The sequence below is a fragment of the Kitasatospora sp. NPDC094016 genome (assembly GCF_040304045.1).
GTDB lineage: Bacteria > Actinomycetota > Actinomycetes > Streptomycetales > Streptomycetaceae > Kitasatospora.
Map to the genome: position 1 here is coordinate 1 of NZ_JBEOUK010000083.1, position 15,469 is coordinate 15,469.

10 protein-coding genes and 1 pseudogene are annotated in these 15,469 nt (G+C 73.6%); 2 read left to right on the forward strand and 9 right to left on the reverse strand.

The genetic code is table 11. The features are described 5' to 3' along the window. A partial coding sequence (locus tag ABT015_RS37240) for an ATP/GTP-binding protein (protein ID WP_350887596.1) occupies window positions 1-261 on the forward strand: 261 nt, incomplete at its 5' end. A 115-nt stretch (window positions 262-376) separates the two neighbouring features. On the opposite strand, the gene cimA is transcribed toward ABT015_RS37240, so the two are convergent. From cimA to ABT015_RS37260, 4 genes and pseudogenes are all read right to left on the reverse strand, one after another. Next, window positions 377-1,981, reverse strand: coding sequence for a citramalate synthase (gene cimA, locus ABT015_RS37245; protein ID WP_350887599.1), 1,605 nt, complete (start codon window positions 1,979-1,981; stop codon window positions 377-379). A 388-nt stretch (window positions 1,982-2,369) separates the two neighbouring features. Then, entirely contained in the window at window positions 2,370-3,482 is a 1,113-nt protein-coding gene (locus ABT015_RS37250; protein WP_350887601.1) for a branched-chain amino acid aminotransferase, read from the reverse strand. Window positions 3,483-3,728: 246 nt separating this feature from the next. Further along, window positions 3,729-4,766, reverse strand: a complete 1,038-nt coding sequence (locus ABT015_RS37255) for a 3-isopropylmalate dehydrogenase (protein WP_350887604.1) — start codon at window positions 4,764-4,766, stop codon at window positions 3,729-3,731. A gap of 67 nt (window positions 4,767-4,833) precedes the next feature. Next, window positions 4,834-5,073 (reverse strand): annotated as a pseudogene (locus tag ABT015_RS37260) (Uma2 family endonuclease); the annotation flags it as partial. Between the two features lie 80 nt (window positions 5,074-5,153). On the opposite strand from ABT015_RS37260, the gene ABT015_RS37265 reads away from it, so the two are divergent. Then, on the forward strand, window positions 5,154-7,646 hold the full coding sequence (locus ABT015_RS37265; protein WP_350887607.1) for a YfhO family protein: 2,493 nt from the start codon (window positions 5,154-5,156) through the stop codon (window positions 7,644-7,646). Window positions 7,647-7,780: 134 nt separating this feature from the next. Here ABT015_RS37265 and ABT015_RS37270 read toward each other — a convergent pair whose 3' ends face one another. From ABT015_RS37270 to ilvN, 5 genes are all read right to left on the reverse strand, one after another. After that, on the reverse strand, window positions 7,781-11,116 hold the full coding sequence (locus ABT015_RS37270) for a S8 family serine peptidase (protein ID WP_350887610.1): 3,336 nt from the start codon (window positions 11,114-11,116) through the stop codon (window positions 7,781-7,783). 274 nt (window positions 11,117-11,390) lie between these two features. Continuing rightward, window positions 11,391-11,552 (reverse strand): hypothetical protein, encoded by a 162-nt coding sequence (locus ABT015_RS37275; RefSeq protein ID WP_350887612.1) that lies wholly within the window; start codon window positions 11,550-11,552, stop codon window positions 11,391-11,393. Window positions 11,553-11,833: 281 nt separating this feature from the next. Then, entirely contained in the window at window positions 11,834-13,423 is a 1,590-nt protein-coding gene (gene serA / locus ABT015_RS37280) for a phosphoglycerate dehydrogenase (RefSeq protein WP_502897505.1), read from the reverse strand. Window positions 13,424-13,660: 237 nt separating this feature from the next. Further along, window positions 13,661-14,659, reverse strand: a complete 999-nt coding sequence (ilvC, locus tag ABT015_RS37285; protein ID WP_063347727.1) for a ketol-acid reductoisomerase — start codon at window positions 14,657-14,659, stop codon at window positions 13,661-13,663. A gap of 116 nt (window positions 14,660-14,775) precedes the next feature. Then, a complete protein-coding gene (ilvN, locus tag ABT015_RS37290) occupies window positions 14,776-15,300 on the reverse strand; it encodes an acetolactate synthase small subunit (protein ID WP_030302941.1) in 525 nt (174 codons plus the stop codon). Window positions 15,301-15,469 lie beyond the last annotated feature (169 nt).

A 15,469-nucleotide genomic window follows, 5' to 3' on the forward strand; every position in this document is an offset into this window, starting at 1 on the left:
GGCGCCGTCGTCCTCGTCGACACCCGCCGCCTCGCCGACTGCTTCCCCGCCCTCGACTACTTCGAGAACAGCGGACTCCCCTTCGTCGTCGCCCTCAACGGCTTCGACGGACACCAGCCCCACACCCCCGACGAGGTCCGCGAAGCGCTCCAGCTCAGCGCCGAGACCCCCGTCATCACGCTCGACGCCCGCCGCCGCGACAGCGCCAAGAGCGCCCTCATCACCCTCGTCGAGCACGCCCTCCTCGCCCGACTCCGATGACGGACACGGCCGCGGCCGCGGCCCACGGACCTTCGTTCGGAGGTCCGTGGGCCGCGGCCGCGGCGGGTCGCCCGGCGGTTTGCCCGGTGAGCTGCCCGGTGGGTTACTCGGTGGGTTACTCGGTGGGCTCCAGGCCGGCCCGGATCAGCCCGTAGGTGTAGGCGTCCTCCAGCGCCAGCCAGGAGGCGGCCACCACGTTGTCGGCCACCCCGACGGTCGACCAGGTGGACGTGCCGTCGGTGGACTCGATCAGCACCCGGGTCTTGGAGCCGGTGCCGTGCTGGCCCTCCAGGATGCGGACCTTGTAGTCCACCAGCTCGAACCGGGCCAGCGGCGGGTAGATCCCCTCCAGCGCGGTGCGCAGCGCCTGGTCCAGTGCGTTCACCGGGCCGTTGCCCTCGCCGGTGGCGATCCGGCGCTCCCCCTTCGCCCACAGCTTCACCGTCGCCTCGTTGCCGGTGAAGCCGTTCGGGCCCTGCTCGCTGATGGTCCGCCAGGACTCCAGGGTGTAGAAGCGCTCCCGGCCGCCGCGCACCTCGTCGCGCAGCAGCAGCTCGAAGGAGGCGTCGGCGGACTCGTAGGTGTAGCCGAGGTTCTCCTGCTCCTTCACCCTGGCCACCACCCGGCCGGCCAGGTCCCGGTCGCTGGACAGGTCGTAGCCGAGCTCCTTGCCCTTGAGCTCGACCGAGGCGCGGCCCGCCATGTCGGAGACCAGCATCCGCATGGTGTTGCCGACCCGCTCCGGGTCGATGTGCTGGTACAGGTCCGGGTCGACCTTGATCGCGGAGGCGTGCAGGCCCGCCTTGTGCGCGAAGGCCGAGTAGCCGACGTACGGCTGGTGGGTGGAGGGGGTCAGGTTGACCACCTCGGCGATCGCGTGCGACAGCCTGGTCATCTCGGCGAGCCGGCCCTCGGGGAGCACCCGCCGGTCGTACTTGATCTCCAGCGCGCCGACCACCGGGAACAGGTTCGCGTTGCCGACCCGCTCGCCGTAGCCGTTGGCGGTGCACTGGACGTGGGTGGCGCCGGCGTCCACCGCGGCCAGCGTGTTGGCCACCGCGCAGCCGGTGTCGTCCTGGGCGTGGATGCCCAGCCGGGCGCCGGTGACGGCCAGGACGTCGGCGACGGTCTCCCGCACGCCGGCCGGCAGCATCCCGCCGTTGGTGTCGCACAGCACCACCACGTCCGCGCCCGCCTGGTGCGCGGTGCGGACCACGGCCAGCGCGTACTCGCGGTTCGCGCGGTAGCCGTCGAAGAAGTGCTCGCAGTCGATGAACACCCGCCGCCCCTGCGCGCGCAGGAACTCGACGCTGTCCCGGACCATCTCCAGGTTCTCGTCCAGGGTGGTGCGCAGCGCCAGCTCCACGTGCCGGTCGTGCGCCTTGGCGACGAGGGTGACGACCGGGGCGCCCGAGGCGACCAGCGCGGCCAGCTGCGGGTCCTCGGCGGCCTTGCCGCCGGCCCGGCGGGTGGCGCCGAAGGCGACCAGCCGGGCGTGCCGGAGGTCCAGTTCGGCGGCGGCCCGGGCGAAGAACTCGGTGTCGCGCGGGTTGGCCCCCGGCCAGCCGCCCTCGATGAAGCCCACCCCGAACTCGTCCAGGTACCGCGCGATGGCCAGCTTGTCCGCCACCGTCAGGTTGATGCCCTCCCGCTGCGCGCCGTCGCGCAGGGTGGTGTCGAACACGTGGAAACTGTCGTCGGTACGGCTGACCTCGGTCATGACCCCTGGTTCTCCGTTCGGGGAGGTTCGTACTGCTCTGCCGGATTGCGAGTCCCGGCTCCACTGTCCAGCATCCCGCGCGCGGCTCCGGTGTCCCCGAGCCCCTTGTGGGGGCTCCCGGCCGGTCCGGAGGCTGTGTTCATCGGGGCGATGCCCGAAAAACGAAAAAACCCCTCGCGGGTGCGAGAGGTCTGCGCGCGGGTCTGGACGCTGGTGGTCGCTCCGCATCGGGTCCTGCGGGAGCGGTCACTGCGGACCGGCGCGCCTGCTGTTAATAATCAGCGACAGCGAGGACACGTTCGCAGTCTGGCACACGTCCCGGCACCCGGCCCGCCCGTCTCGCGATGCGAAACGGGGCGGGCCGGAGCGGGCAGCGGCGGGCGCCGCCTCAGACGATCTTGTGCAGCCAGCCGTGGGTGTCGGGGGTCTGGCCTCCCTGGATGGCCAGCAGGGCCCGGCGCAGCTCCATGGTGGTCGGGCCGGGCTCGCCGGTGCCGACCGTCCAGTCGGCGGCGGCCGACTTGACCGAGCCGACCGGGGTGATGACGGCGGCGGTGCCGCAGGCGAACACCTCGGTGAGGGTGCCGTCCGCGTTGGCCTGCTGCCACTCGTCGGTGGAGATCCTCCGCTCCTCGACGGCGTAGCCGAGGTCGGTGGCGAGCTGGAGCAGCGAGTCACGGGTGATGCCGGGCAGCAGGGCGCCGGACAGCTCGGGGGTGACGATCTTCGCGTCCTTGCCCTCGCCGAAGACGAAGTACAGGTTCATGCCGCCCATCTCCTCGATCCACCGGTGCTCGGCGGCGTCGAGCCAGACGACCTGGTCGCAGCCCTTCTCGGCGGCCTGGGCCTGGGCGATCAGCGAAGCGGCGTAGTTGCCGGCGCACTTGGCGGCGCCGGTGCCGCCGGGCGCGGCCCGGACGTACTCCTTGGACAGCCACACCGAGACCGGCTTGACGCCGCCCGGGAAGTAGGCGCCGGCCGGCGAGGCGATGATCATGAACAGGTAGGAGTTCGCCGGGCGGACACCCAGACCGACCTCGGTGGCGAACATGAACGGACGCAGGTACAGGCTCTGCTCGGGCTCGTTCGGCACCCACGCCTGGTCCTGCTGGACCAGCAGCTCGACGGCCTCGACGAAGGTCTCCACCGGCAGCTCCGGCATCGCCAGCCGGCGGGCCGAGGCCTGGAAACGGGCCGCGTTGGCCTCCGGACGGAAGGTCGCGATGGAGCCGTCGGCCTGGCGGTAGGCCTTGAGGCCCTCGAAGATCGACTGGCCGTAGTGCAGGGTCATGTTCGCCGGGTCGACCTCCAGCGGCGCGTACGGCGCCAGCTGGGCGTCGTGCCAGCCCACGCCCTCGGTCCAGCGGATGGTGACCATGTGGTCGGTGAAGACCCGGCCGAAGCCGGGGTTGGTCAGCCGGGCCTCGCGCTCCGCGGTGGGCAGCGGGTGGGCGGAAGGCTTGAGGTCGAACGTGATGGGCGCCTGGGTGGGCGTGCTCATGGCTGTTTCCTTCACCGTGGGGTAGGTCCGGGTCGCCACCGCCGGGTGCCCGCAGCGGCCAACCAGCACCGGAACGAACGCACAACGGCACGACCCACTGTCGATACTCGCATCCAGAGGGCCGTGCCGAACAGCCGCCCGCTCCTTGGGGAGCTGCAAGCTGCGGTTATGTGGTGCGGCCCGCCGGGCCGCGACCGTTGTCGGCCCCGGCCCGTGGGCCGGAGTCCGTCAAGCGGATCCGGCCCGTCAGCCGGCTACTCGGGTGACCAGCGCGTCGCCGACCTCGGAGGTGCTGCGGGTGCCGGTGCGCTCGGCCAGGTCCGCCGCGACGGCGGCCTCCACCCGGGCGGCCTCGGCGGCGAAGCCCAGGTGCTCCAGCAGCATGGCGACCGACAGCACGGTGGCCGTCGGGTCGGCCTTGCCCTGGCCCGCGATGTCCGGCGCCGAACCGTGCACCGGCTCGAACATCGACGGGAACTCGCCGCCCGGGTTGATGTTGCCGCTCGCGGCCAGACCGATCCCGCCGGTGACGGCGGCGGCCAGGTCGGTCAGGATGTCGCCGAACAGGTTGTCGGTGACGATGACGTCGAAACGCTCCGGCTGGGTGACGAAGAAGATCGTCGCCGCGTCGACGTGCAGGTAGTCGGTGGTGACCTCCGGGAACTCCCGGCCGACCTCCGCGAAGATCCGCGACCACAGGTGCCCGGCGTGCACCAGCACGTTGTTCTTGTGCACCAGCGTCAGCTTCTTGCGCGGACGCGCCTGGGCCCGGCGGTAGGCGTCGCGCACCACGCGCTCGATGCCGAACGCGGTGTTCAGGCTGACCTCGGTGGCCACCTCCTGCGGCGTCCCGGTGCGCAGCGAGCCGCCGTTGCCGACGTACGGGCCCTCGGTGCCCTCGCGGACCACCACGAAGTCGATGGCCGGCTCACCGGCCAGCGGGGACTTCACCCCGGGGAACAGGCGGCCCGGACGCAGGTTGATGTGGTGGTCGAAGGCGAACCGCAGCTTCAGCAGCAGCCCCCGCTCCAGCACGCCCGACGGCACGCTCGGGTCGCCGATGGCGCCCAGCAGGATCGCGTCGTGCGACTTCAGCTCGGCCAGCACACCGTCCGGCAGGGTCTCCCCGGTCCGGTGGTAGCGCCGGGCGCCGAGGTCGTACTCGGTGGTCTCCAGCTTCACGTCGGCGGGAAGCACGGCACCCAGGACCTTGAGACCTTCGGCCACCACTTCCTGGCCGATGCCGTCACCCGGGACAACTGCGAGACGAATCGTGCGAGACATGCTCGGACCCTACTCCGGTGTCCCAGGGGCTGACACCAGGCGTCCACCATCCGGACGGGTCAGGTCATCAGGTCAGGTCGATCTCGACGGGGAACGGCCGATCGACCTTCAACTGCTTGTGGTGGATCCCGGTCAGGGCGTAACCGGAGTCGGCCGGATCCAGCTCGTAGACGTACACCACCGGGCGACCCTCGTCGCACTCGACGCGCCAGAAGTGACGGATACCGGCGGCCGCGTACTTTCGCGGCTCGATCTCGCGGTCACGTTCCTCGGACTCATCCGACACGACCTCGACCGCCAAGGGAGCGCGGGGGCCGGGTCCGCGCGGGGGGCGCGCTTAGGGTGACGGGGTCCGGCAATCCCTCGCGGAAACGGGGTCGAGCAGCAATGGGCGTGCGGCGGCGGGAGGTGCTGGTCTGCGGGAGCGCGGCCGGGCTGGCGGTGGGCGGGTACGCGCTCGCGGTGGGGCTGCGCGGGGCGTGGCCGACGGGGACGGGCGAGGCCGCCCTGCCGTACCACGCCCACCTGTGGGACCTGATGCACGGGCGAGCGGCCGGGGACCTCCTGTTCAACTGGAACAGCGGCTACGGCGTCCCGTTCCTCGCCGACTTCTTCGCCTACCTGATGAACCCGTTCTCCTGGGCGACCGCCCTCCTCCCCCGCGACCAGGGCCGGTTCGCGCTCCTCCTGGTCACCCTCGCCACCATCGGCCTCGGCACCGCCCTGATGGCCCACCTGCTCGGCCGGCTGCACGCCGGCCCGCACTGGCTGCGGGCGCTCGCCGCCGTCGGGTACGGGCTCTGCGCCTGGGTGCTCGACGTCGGCGGGGCGGCGCCGATGTGGCTCTGGGGCCTGGTCGCGCTGCCGCTGCTCGGCCTGGCCGCCGACTGGTGCCTGCGCGAGCGGCGCTGGGTGGCCGGCTCGCTGTGCGTCACCCTCGCCTGGGCCGGCAACCTGTACACCGCCGCGCTGGCCACCCTGATGGCCGGGCTGCTGCTGGCCGTCCGCCTGTTCGCCACCCCCCGGCCGTTGCGCCACCGGGTCCGGGTCACCGGGCGGGCCTTCACCATGGCCACCACCGGCGTCCTGCTCGCCTCACCCGTGCTGTTCGTCGCCGTCCGGGCCGCGCACGGCGCCCAGCCGGAGTCCCCGGTGCAGCCGCTCGGCCCGTCCGGGCTCGGCGGGCACCTCGCGCAGCTGCTGCCCGCCACCCACGGCGGGCGGCCGCTGCCGGACGTCGCGATCGGTCTGCTGGGGCTGCTGCTGGTGTGCGGGCTGCCGTTCAACCGGCGGGTGCGGGTGCGGGAGCGGGCGGTCTGGTGCGGGGCGCTGGTGCTGGTGGTGCTCAGCTTCGTCTGGACCCCGACCGTGGTGGTCTGGCACGGTCTGGCGATCCCGGCCGGCGGGCCGTACCGGGTCGCGTTCGTGCTCAGCGGCCTGCTGGTGCTGGCCGGCTGGGTGTCGCTGGCGCACCGGCCGGACCGGCTCACCCTGCTGGGCGGCGCCGCCGTGGTCGCGGTGGTCGCCGCGCTGGCGGCGGGCCGGCACTCGGTCCGTGCCTCCACCTGGGCACTGCTGGCCGTCGGCGGGGTCGTCCTGCTCGCCGCGCTCTGGACCCTCGACCGCCGGCACACCGACCGCCGGGCCACCGCCCTGGCGACCTGGGTGCTGGCCGGCGCGGTGCTCGGCAACGCCGTCTGGTCCGGGTACGCGGCGCTCGCCGCCGCCCCGGCCGACACCGCCTCCGCCGGAGCCGTCCGGGCCGGGTACGCGGCGGTGCGCGACGGCGCCGCGTGGCCCCGGGGCCGCAGCGACCCCGGCCCGCACGCCTTCACCACCAACGATCCGCTGCTGCTCGACGGCCAGGGCGGCGGCTACTTCAGCGGCTACCTGCCGACCGTCGCCGCCCTGCTGCTGCACGACCTCGGCGCGGGCTGGACGGCGGGCGGGCGGCAGACCGCCAGCGTCACCGATCCGGTCGGGCAGGCCCTGTTCGCCGTCCGCTCCCACCTCGACGACGGGCCGCCCCCGACCGGCTTCACCCCCGGGCGGGCCGCCGCGCCGCCGCTGGTCACCGTCCTGCCGCCCGGCGCCCGGCCGGACACCTCCTCGGTCTGGTCCCGGCAGGAGTCGCTGCTCGGCAGCCGGGTGTACGAGGCCCCGCTGCCCGTCCCGGCCGGCGGCCCTGTGCCCACCCTGCACGGCACCAGCGGCTGGTCGCTGCCCGGCGGCGCCGAGGGCACCGTCCTCACCGCGGCCTGCACCCCCGGCGGCACGGCCTACTTCCACGGCGTCTGGTACCGGGGCACGGTCAGCGGGCTCGGCACCAGCTACCGCAGCGACGGCGAACAGCCCACCACCGCCGTCGCGATCCACCGGCTGGGGCCGGTCCCCGCCGACGGGACGGTCCGGGTGACCCTGCGCTCCGACACCGCCGGCCAGATCCCGGCCCGCCCGATCGGCTGCCTGCGGCCCGGCGCCCTCGACGACGCCGTCGCCCGTCTCACCGCCACCGGCGCGACCGGCGTGGCGGCCGGCGGGCACACCCTCACCGCGACCCTCCCGGCCGGCTCCACCGGCACCGCGCTGCTGTCCGTCCCGGCCGCCGAGGGCTGGACCTGCGCGGCGGGCGGCGGCCGGTACGTCCCGCCGACGCCCGTCCTGGGCATGATCGGCGTACCGCTCGGCGCCGGCGCCGACCGCATCGCCTGCTCCTTCCGTCCGCCCGGTCTCACCGAGGGCCTCACCGTCAGCTCCGCCACCGCCGCCGCCCTCGCCCTGGTCGCCGTCTTCACCCGCTTCTCCCGCCGCCCGACCCGTGCCCCCCGCCGCACCCGTCGGCTCGCCGCCCAGGCCGCCCGGACCACTGACCGGGGCTGAGGCGACCAGGCCTGGGACGACCAGGGCGGACCCTGCCGGGCACGGCCGACGGCCGTCGGCACCACGGCGAGGCGTGGCGCACACGCACGGGGGCGACCCGCCAGGTCGGCGGGCCGCCCCTCGGACGGGTGCGCTCAGGGCAGGGTGATCAGCTGGCTCCGGTGGGCAGCGGGGTTGAGGTGGTGGAGCAGGAGCAGGCGGGACGTGTCACCGGGGGTGCGGTGGACGTCGAGGACGGTGCCGGGCCGGACCGGGGTGGCGAGGGCCGCGGGGCCGCCGAGGCCGGCGCGGATGTCGACGGCGGGGTGCAGGACATCGAGGGCCAGGACGGGGCGGGTGCCGCGCAGGCCGATGGCGGAGTAGGACTCGGCCGGGTCGGGTGTGCCGGGGGCGTCGGTGCCGGTCCAGACGCCGTAGTGGACGGTGCTGTGGCCTTCCCGGACACCCGGGAGGGCGCTCAGCCGGACGGGGAGGACGAGGGCGTCGCCGTCCAGCAGGGCGGTGTCGGTGTCGCCCCAGTGGCCGTTGAGCGGCTGGACGTCGAGTTCGGCGCCGGTTCGGGCGTCGAGGGCGCGGGAGACGAGGACGTCGCTGCCGCGCAGCCGGTCGGCTTCGAGGATGACGTCGGTGGTGCCGTCGCCGTCGGTGTCCAGGGAGACCCGGACGCCGTAGAGCCCGACCGGGGTGGCGGCCGGGGCCCAGAGCTGGGCGCCCACGTAGAGCAGGTCGGAGCTGGTGGCGGCACCGACGACCCGCAGGTTGGCGGCCCGGTCGCCGGGCTGCTGGACGCAGACGTCCTGCGCGGGGTCGGCCGGCTCGGTGCCGTCGTCGGGCCGGATGCCGGCCCCGGGCCCGACGGCGGCTTCGCTGCCGGGCGGGCAGTCGGCCCAGCGGGTGCCTTCGCCGCCGAGGGTGAGGGCGGTGACGAGTCCGGGCCGGTTGCCGGGGGCGGCGCTGCCGCCGAGCATCAGGACGGTGCCGTCCCGGGTGGTGCGGGCGGCGGCGGTGGCGGTGAGGTCGGTGGCCGGGCGCGGGGCGGCGAGGACGGGGACACGCAGCTGGGGCAGGGCCGGGTCGGTGACGGGGGTGAGCAGGACGCGGCCGGAGAGTTCGGCGCGGTAGCTGCGGGCCTTGCCGTCCTGCACGGTGTCGATGGTGGGGTCGGGGGCGCGGCCCAGCTCCCCGGGGACGGCGAGGGTGACGTGCACCCGCGCGGTGCCGCCGGCCGGGACGTCGACCTGGTCCGGTGTCACCTCGAAGGTGGCGCCGGGCAGTTCGGTGGCGGCCGCGTAGCCGGTGCGGTAGCTCAGCGGCCGGTCCGCGTGGTTGCGCACCTCGATGTCGCGGCCGAGGGCGGTCGGCCCGGCGATCTCGACCGGCCCGTAGGAGACGCCGACGCTGCCTTCGGCCGCTCCGTCGCCGGCCGCATAGGCGACGACGGGGGTGTGGACGGCCCGGTCGACCTGGGCGCGGCCGGCGCCGGTGCGCTCGGGGCCGTAGACCGGTCCGCCGTGGTCGTCGCCGAGCCAGGTGTCGACGGCGGTGTTCATCAGCGCGGCCTTGAGCTGTTCGACCGGCCAGTCGCGGTGGGCGGCACGGACGAGGGCGGCGAGGCCGGTGATGTGCGGGGTGGCCATCGAGGTGCCGTCCTCGCGCTGGCCGCCGCTGCCGCTGCCGACGAGGGCGGACCAGATGGTCTCGCCGGGGGCGGCGAGGTCGGGTTTGACGATGCCGGGGACGCCGATGCCACGGGAGGAGAAGTCGGTGAGGGTGTCGGTGCGGGCAGGCTGGTTCTGGGAGACGGAGCCGTGCAGCGGGTTGCCGGGGGCGGCGAGGCGGACCTCGACCGGCCCGGCCGCGGCGGCCTGCCGGAGCCGTTCGCCGTCGGCGTGGGCGAGCAGGGCGGCCGGGATGCGGTCGTTGCCGGAGATCTCGGCGAGGTGGTCGGTGTCGGCGGCGTAGAGGGCGCCGATCGCACCGGCGTCGGCGGCGTGGTCGGCGCGGGGGCCGGAGTTGCAGGCCCGTTCGGAGTCGCGGGTGCGCCAGGTGAGGACGGCGATCTTTCCGGCGAGCCGCTGCCGGTCGGCTTCGCTGTAGACGGCGCAGCCGTCGGACTGGTCGGCGGGCAGGGCGAGTTGGCCGCTGACGTCGGCACTGGACCAGCCCTTGTAGCGCTCGCTCCAGTGGGCCGGGACGACGCCGGCCAGGTCGGCGGGGGCGAGCACGGTGAGGCCGTCGGTGTCGCTGTGCTGGTCGACGGAGGCGGCGACGGCGATGGCCCGGGCGGCGGTGCCGGGGCTGCCTCCGATGCCGTAGACGTCGCCGTCGTTGCCGGCGGCGGCGACCACGACGGTGCCGAGGGCGGCGAGCCGGTCGACGGCGAGGGCGTCGGTGTCGTCGGGGCTGCCGAAGCGGCTGCCGAGGGAGAGGTTGACGACGTCGAGGCGGTCGCCGAGGTCGCCGTCGCCGTTGGGGTCGGCGGCGAGGTCGAGGGCCTGGGCGAGCCGGTCGGTGGAGCCGTCGCAGCCGAAGACCCGGATCGCGTACAGCTGGGCGCCGGGGGCGGCGCCGGGGCCGACCTTGAACCCTGCGGGGTCGAGTCCGGGCCGGTAGGGGCCGGTGTACGGGTGGCCGTCGGCGGTGACGCCGTAGCCGGCGGCGGTGCCGGCGACGTGGGTGCCGTGCCCGTTGCGGTCGCAGTCGATCGGGTTGTCGCTGGGGTGCGGGACGGGCTGGTGGTGCGGGGAGGACGGGTCGGGGTTGTAGTCGTCGCCGACCAGGTCCTTGCCGCCGATCACCTTGGCGTTGGGGAACAGGTCGGGCGGGGCGGGCTTGCCGCGTTCGACGGAGCGGAAGGCGGCCTCGGTGCCGGGGCCGCCGAAGTCGGCGTGGGTGTAGTCGATGCCGCTGTCGATGATCCCGATCCGCACCCCCTGGCCGGTGTTGCCGTCGCCGGTGGCACCGGCCCAGACCTGCGGGGCGCCGAGCAGCGGGACGGAGTAGGCGTTGTCCCGCTGCTTGCGGACGATCGGGTGGACGGCCCGGACGCCGGGCAGCGCGCGCAGGGCGGGCAGCCGGTCGGCGGGCGCGTCGACGGCGAGGCCGGTGATCAGGGTGCGGGTGCGGTAGAGCTCGCCGGCGGTGGGCGCCGCCCGGTGGACGGCCGCGGCGAGCCGGTCGAGGGCTTCGCCGGCCCTGGCCCGCTGGGCGGCGCCGGCGTCGGCGGCCTCCCGGCGGGCGGCCTCCGGGGAGCGCTGGGCGCGCCGGGCCCCGTCGGCGGCGCGCCGCCAGGCGGGGCCTGCCGGCTCGGTGCCGAGTTCGAGCAGGACGGAGGCCGTTCGGCCGGCCCTCGACGGCTCCGTCGGGGGCCCGCCGGAGGCCGGGGTGGCGGCGAGCGCCGCGCTCCCGGCCAGCAGAGCCAGGGTGAGGCCGATCCGGGTGACGGGTCGGCGGACGGATGGCAGACGCACTGGGCCCTCTTCCCCCGGCAGGGGGACTGATCCGCACACCGTGTCGCTGACGCCCGCCCGCGCGAACGTCGATCACCCTTCCGGGGGCCCCAAATTAGGATGATCGCGCCGGCGAGCGCGAGCAACTTCCCTCGGACGGACGCCGGTTGCACTCGACCGGGTGACCTGACGGCAGCCCGAGCGGCCTATTCGGCGGATGAACGGCCGGGCCCGCGAAGCCGCCGAAGGGCGTCGGCCGGCACCACCCGGCGGACGGGCCCACCGGAAGCGCCCGTCAGAGGTGCCCGGTCGAGCCGCCGTTGTCGCGGCGGTCCAGCGCCCGCTGCAGGGCGGCGGCGGCGAAGGGGTTCCGCTCGGCGGCCCGGCGCCGGCGCGGGGCGCGGACGGGGGTGGCGGCGGGGGTGGGGGTGGCGTGGCGGTCGGCAGTGAGGGGCATACCGGGCTCCTTGGAAGCGGCGCCCCGAAGAGGGCGCGGGAAGGGGAGGGGTACGCGCGGGGGCAGGGATCGCCTGCCCGTGAAGGCGCACGCGGACACGGGCCGAACGCCCTGTCTACAGGGTCGGCACGCCGTATCGCCCTTCCACGGTACGACCGGGCCCGGGCCGTGTCTGCACGAATACTTGGATTTCCTAGTATCTGAGACGGAGTCGTCCCGGGGAACGCATCGGGGCCCGGACCGCCGGCGAACGGCGGTCCGGGCCCCGGGGGGCGTCGGGCTCAGGCGCCCAGGTCGACCGAGCGGGCGAAGCGGGCGCCGATCTCGGCGGCGATCGCCGACAGCACGTCCTGCGGGATCTGGCTGTCCACCGTGATGGAGGCGAGCGCGCCGCCGCCGTCGCGGGCGACCTGCATGCCGGCGATGTTGATGCCGGCGTCGCCGAGGTGGCGGCCGAGCACGCCGACCACGCCGGGGCGGTCCTCGTACTTGAAGAAGGCCATGTGGTCGGTGAGCGCGACGTCCACGTCGAAGGCGTCCACGCCGACGATCTTCTGGGTCTGCTTCGGGCCGGCCAGGGTGCCGGAGATGGCGATCTCCTCGCCGTTCGAAAGCGTGCCGCGGACGGTGATCACGTTGCGGTGCTCGGCGCTCTCGCTGGAGGTGGTCAGGCGGACCTCGACGCCGCGCTCCTGGGCGAACAGCGGGGCGTTGACGTAGGACACCGTCTCCGCCACCACGTCCTCGAACACGCCCTTCAGCGCGGACAGTTCGAGCACCTTCACGTCGTGCTGGGTGATCTCGCCGCGGACCTCGACGTCGAGCCGGACGGCGACCTCGCCGGCCAGCGCGGTGAAGATCCGGCCGAGCTTCTCGGCCAGCGGCAGGCCCGGGCGCACGTCCTCGGCGATCACGCCGCCCTGGACGTTGACGGCGTCCGGCACCAGCTCGCCGGCCAGCGCCAGGCGCACCGACTTGGCGACGGCGATGCCGGCCTTCTCCTGCGCCTCGTCGGTGGAGGCACCCAGGTGCGGGGTGGCGACCACGTTGTCGAAGCCGAACAGCGGGGAGTCGGTGCAGGGCTCCTTGGTGTACACGTCCAGGCCGGCGCCGGCCACCCGGCCGTCGCGCAGGGCGTTGGCGAGCGCCTCCTCGTCCACGATGCCGCCGCGGGCGGCGTTGACGATGCGCACGGTCGGCTTGACCTTGTGCAGCGCCTCGTCACCGATCAGGCCGATGGTCTCGGGGGTCTTGGGGAGGTGGACGGTGATGAAGTCCGAGGCCTCCAGCAGCTCCTCCAGGGTGACCAGCTTGACGCCCATCTGGGCGGCGCGGGCGGCCTGGATGTAGGGGTCGTACGCGACGATCTTCATGCCGAACGCGGACATCCGCTGGGCGACCAGGACGCCGATCCGACCGAGGCCGACGACGCCGAGGGTCTTCTCGCTCAGCTCGACGCCGGTGTACTTGTTGCGCTTCCACTCGCCCTGCTTGAGCGCGGCGTTGGCCGGCGCGATGTTGCGGGCGACGGAGATCAGCAGGCCGCAGGCGAGTTCGGCGGCGGTGACGATGTTGGAGGTCGGCGCGTTCACGACCATCACGCCGGCCTTGGTGGCGGCGGCGACGTCCACGTTGTCCAGGCCGACCCCGGCCCGGGCGACCACCTTGAGCTTGCGGGCGACGGCCAGCGCCTCCGCGTCGACCTTGGTGGCGGAGCGGATCAGGATCGCGTCGACGTCGGCGATCGCGCCGAGCAGCTCGGTGCGGTCGGCGCCGTTGCAGTGGCGGATCTCGAAGTCGGGGCCGAGGGCGTCGACGGTGGCGGGCGACAGCTCTTCGGCGATCAGGACGACGGCGGTTTTGGATGTCACAGTGCTCACGACAGTGTGTCCTTAACTCTGCGGTTCTCCCCGGCACGTGGGTGGCGTGGACGGCGGGGGGAAGGTGGCATGCCGCGTAGGTAGACGCACGACGCTGTGGGCCTGACGCGCACTCGGAGTGTATCGACGGGCTGGGTACCAGGCTGCTCCCGTCCGGCGAAATCACCCGGACGGGAGCAGCCTACTTGTACAAGGAAGTTACAAAATCGGGCAGAGCCCGAGGCCGGTTCAGGCCTTGTCGTCGACCCAGCTCATCAGCGAGCGCAGCTTCTTGCCGGTGGTCTCCAGCAGGTGGTCCTCGTCGGCCTTCTTGTACTCGTTGTACTTGGGCAGACCGGCCTTGTACTCGGCGATCCAGGTGTTGGCGAAGGTGCCGTCCTGGATCTCGGCGAGGACCTTGCGCATCTCGGCCTTGGTGGCGTCGGTGATGATCCGCGGGCCGGTGACGTAGTCGCCCCACTCGGCGGTCTCGGAGACCGACCAGCGCATCTTCTCCAGGCCGCCCTCGTACATCAGGTCGACGATGAGCTTCAGCTCGTGCAGGCACTCGAAGTAGGCGATCTCCGGCTGGTAGCCGGCCTCGACCAGGGTCTCGAAACCGGCCTTCACCAGGGCGGCGGTGCCACCGCAGAGGACGGCCTGCTCACCGAACAGGTCGGTCTCGGTCTCCTCGGTGAAGGTGGTCTTGATGACGCCGGCCTTGGTGGCGCCCAGGCCCTTGGCGTAGGACAGCGCCAGGTCGAAGGCCTTGCCGGAGGCGTCCTGCTCGACGGCGACGATCGCGGGGACGCCGCGACCCTCCTCGTACTGGCGGCGGACCAGGTGGCCCGGGCCCTTCGGGGCGACCATGCAGACGTCGACGTCCGCCGGGGGCTTGATGAAGCCGAAGCGGATGTTCAGGCCGTGGCCGAAGAACAGGGCGTCGCCGGCCTTCAGGTGCGGGGCGATGTCGGCCTCGTAGACGTCGGCCTGGATCGGGTCCGGCACCAGGATCATGATGACGTCGGCCTCGGCCGCGGCCTCGGCCGGGGTGACGACACGCAGGCCGGCCTCCTCCGCCTTGGCACGGGACTTGGACTCCGGCTTCAGGCCGACCCGGACGTCGGCGCCGGAGTCGCGCAGGGACAGCGCGTGGGCGTGGCCCTGGCTGCCGTAGCCGATGACCGCGACCTTGCGGCCCTGGATGATGGACAGGTCGGCGTCGTCTTCGTAGAACAGCTCGGCCACGGGGGCACATCTCCTTGCGTGGTGGTTGCCGGGTACGCGTTCTCTACGGTAGGCGTAACGGCGGGGGGCGTGGGGCGGTGCTTCAGGGTGTGAGACGGCCTGCGTCTCGGGGGTGCTCAGGCGCTGCGGTCGAGGGCGCGCAACGAGCGGTCCGTGATCGAACGGGCGCCGCGCCCGATGGCGACCAGGCCGGACTGGACCAACTCCTTGATGCCGTAAGGCTCCAGCATCCGGAGCATGGCCTCCAGCTTGTCCGAGCTTCCGGTGGCCTCGATGGTCACCGCGTCCGGGGACACGTCGACGGTCTTGGCACGGAACAGCTGGACGATCTCGACGATCTGCGACCGCGTCTCGTTGTCGGCGCGGACCTTCACCAGGACCAGTTCCCGCTGGATCGCAGCGGACTGGTCGAGTTCGACGATCTTTATCACGTTCACGAGCTTGTTGAGCTGCTTGGTGACCTGTTCCAGCGGGAGGTCCTCGACGTTGACCACGATCGTCATCCGGGACACGTCCGGATGCTCGGTCGGGCCGACGGCGAGGGAGTCGATGTTGAAGCCCCGACGGGAGAACAGCGCGGCGATGCGGGCGAGCACGCCGGGCTTGTTCTCGACCAGGACGGAGAGGGTGTGCTTGGACATGGGGTTCCTCAGGCGCTCTGGAGTTGGAGGGGGACGTCAGTCGAGGTCGTCGCCGAAGTCGGGGCGGACGCCCTTGGCGAACTGGATCTCGTCGTTGCTGGTGCCCGCGGCGACCATCGGCCAGACCATGGCGTCCTGGTGGACGATGAAGTCGATGACGACCGGGCGG

What these genes read in the sequence shown, in the direction of transcription:
- ilvN (WP_030302941.1), bottom strand. Translation starts at nt 15,300, where the DNA reads ATGTCCAAGCACACCCTCTCCGTCCTGGTCGAGAACAAGCCCGGCGTG.
- ABT015_RS37265 (WP_350887607.1), top strand. Translation starts at nt 5,154, where the DNA reads ATGGGCGTGCGGCGGCGGGAGGTGCTGGTCTGCGGGAGCGCGGCCGGG.
- ABT015_RS37275 (WP_350887612.1), bottom strand. Translation starts at nt 11,552, where the DNA reads ATGCCCCTCACTGCCGACCGCCACGCCACCCCCACCCCCGCCGCCACC.
- ABT015_RS37250 (WP_350887601.1), bottom strand. Translation starts at nt 3,482, where the DNA reads ATGAGCACGCCCACCCAGGCGCCCATCACGTTCGACCTCAAGCCTTCC.
- ABT015_RS37255 (WP_350887604.1), bottom strand. Translation starts at nt 4,766, where the DNA reads ATGTCTCGCACGATTCGTCTCGCAGTTGTCCCGGGTGACGGCATCGGC.
- cimA (WP_350887599.1), bottom strand. Translation starts at nt 1,981, where the DNA reads ATGACCGAGGTCAGCCGTACCGACGACAGTTTCCACGTGTTCGACACC.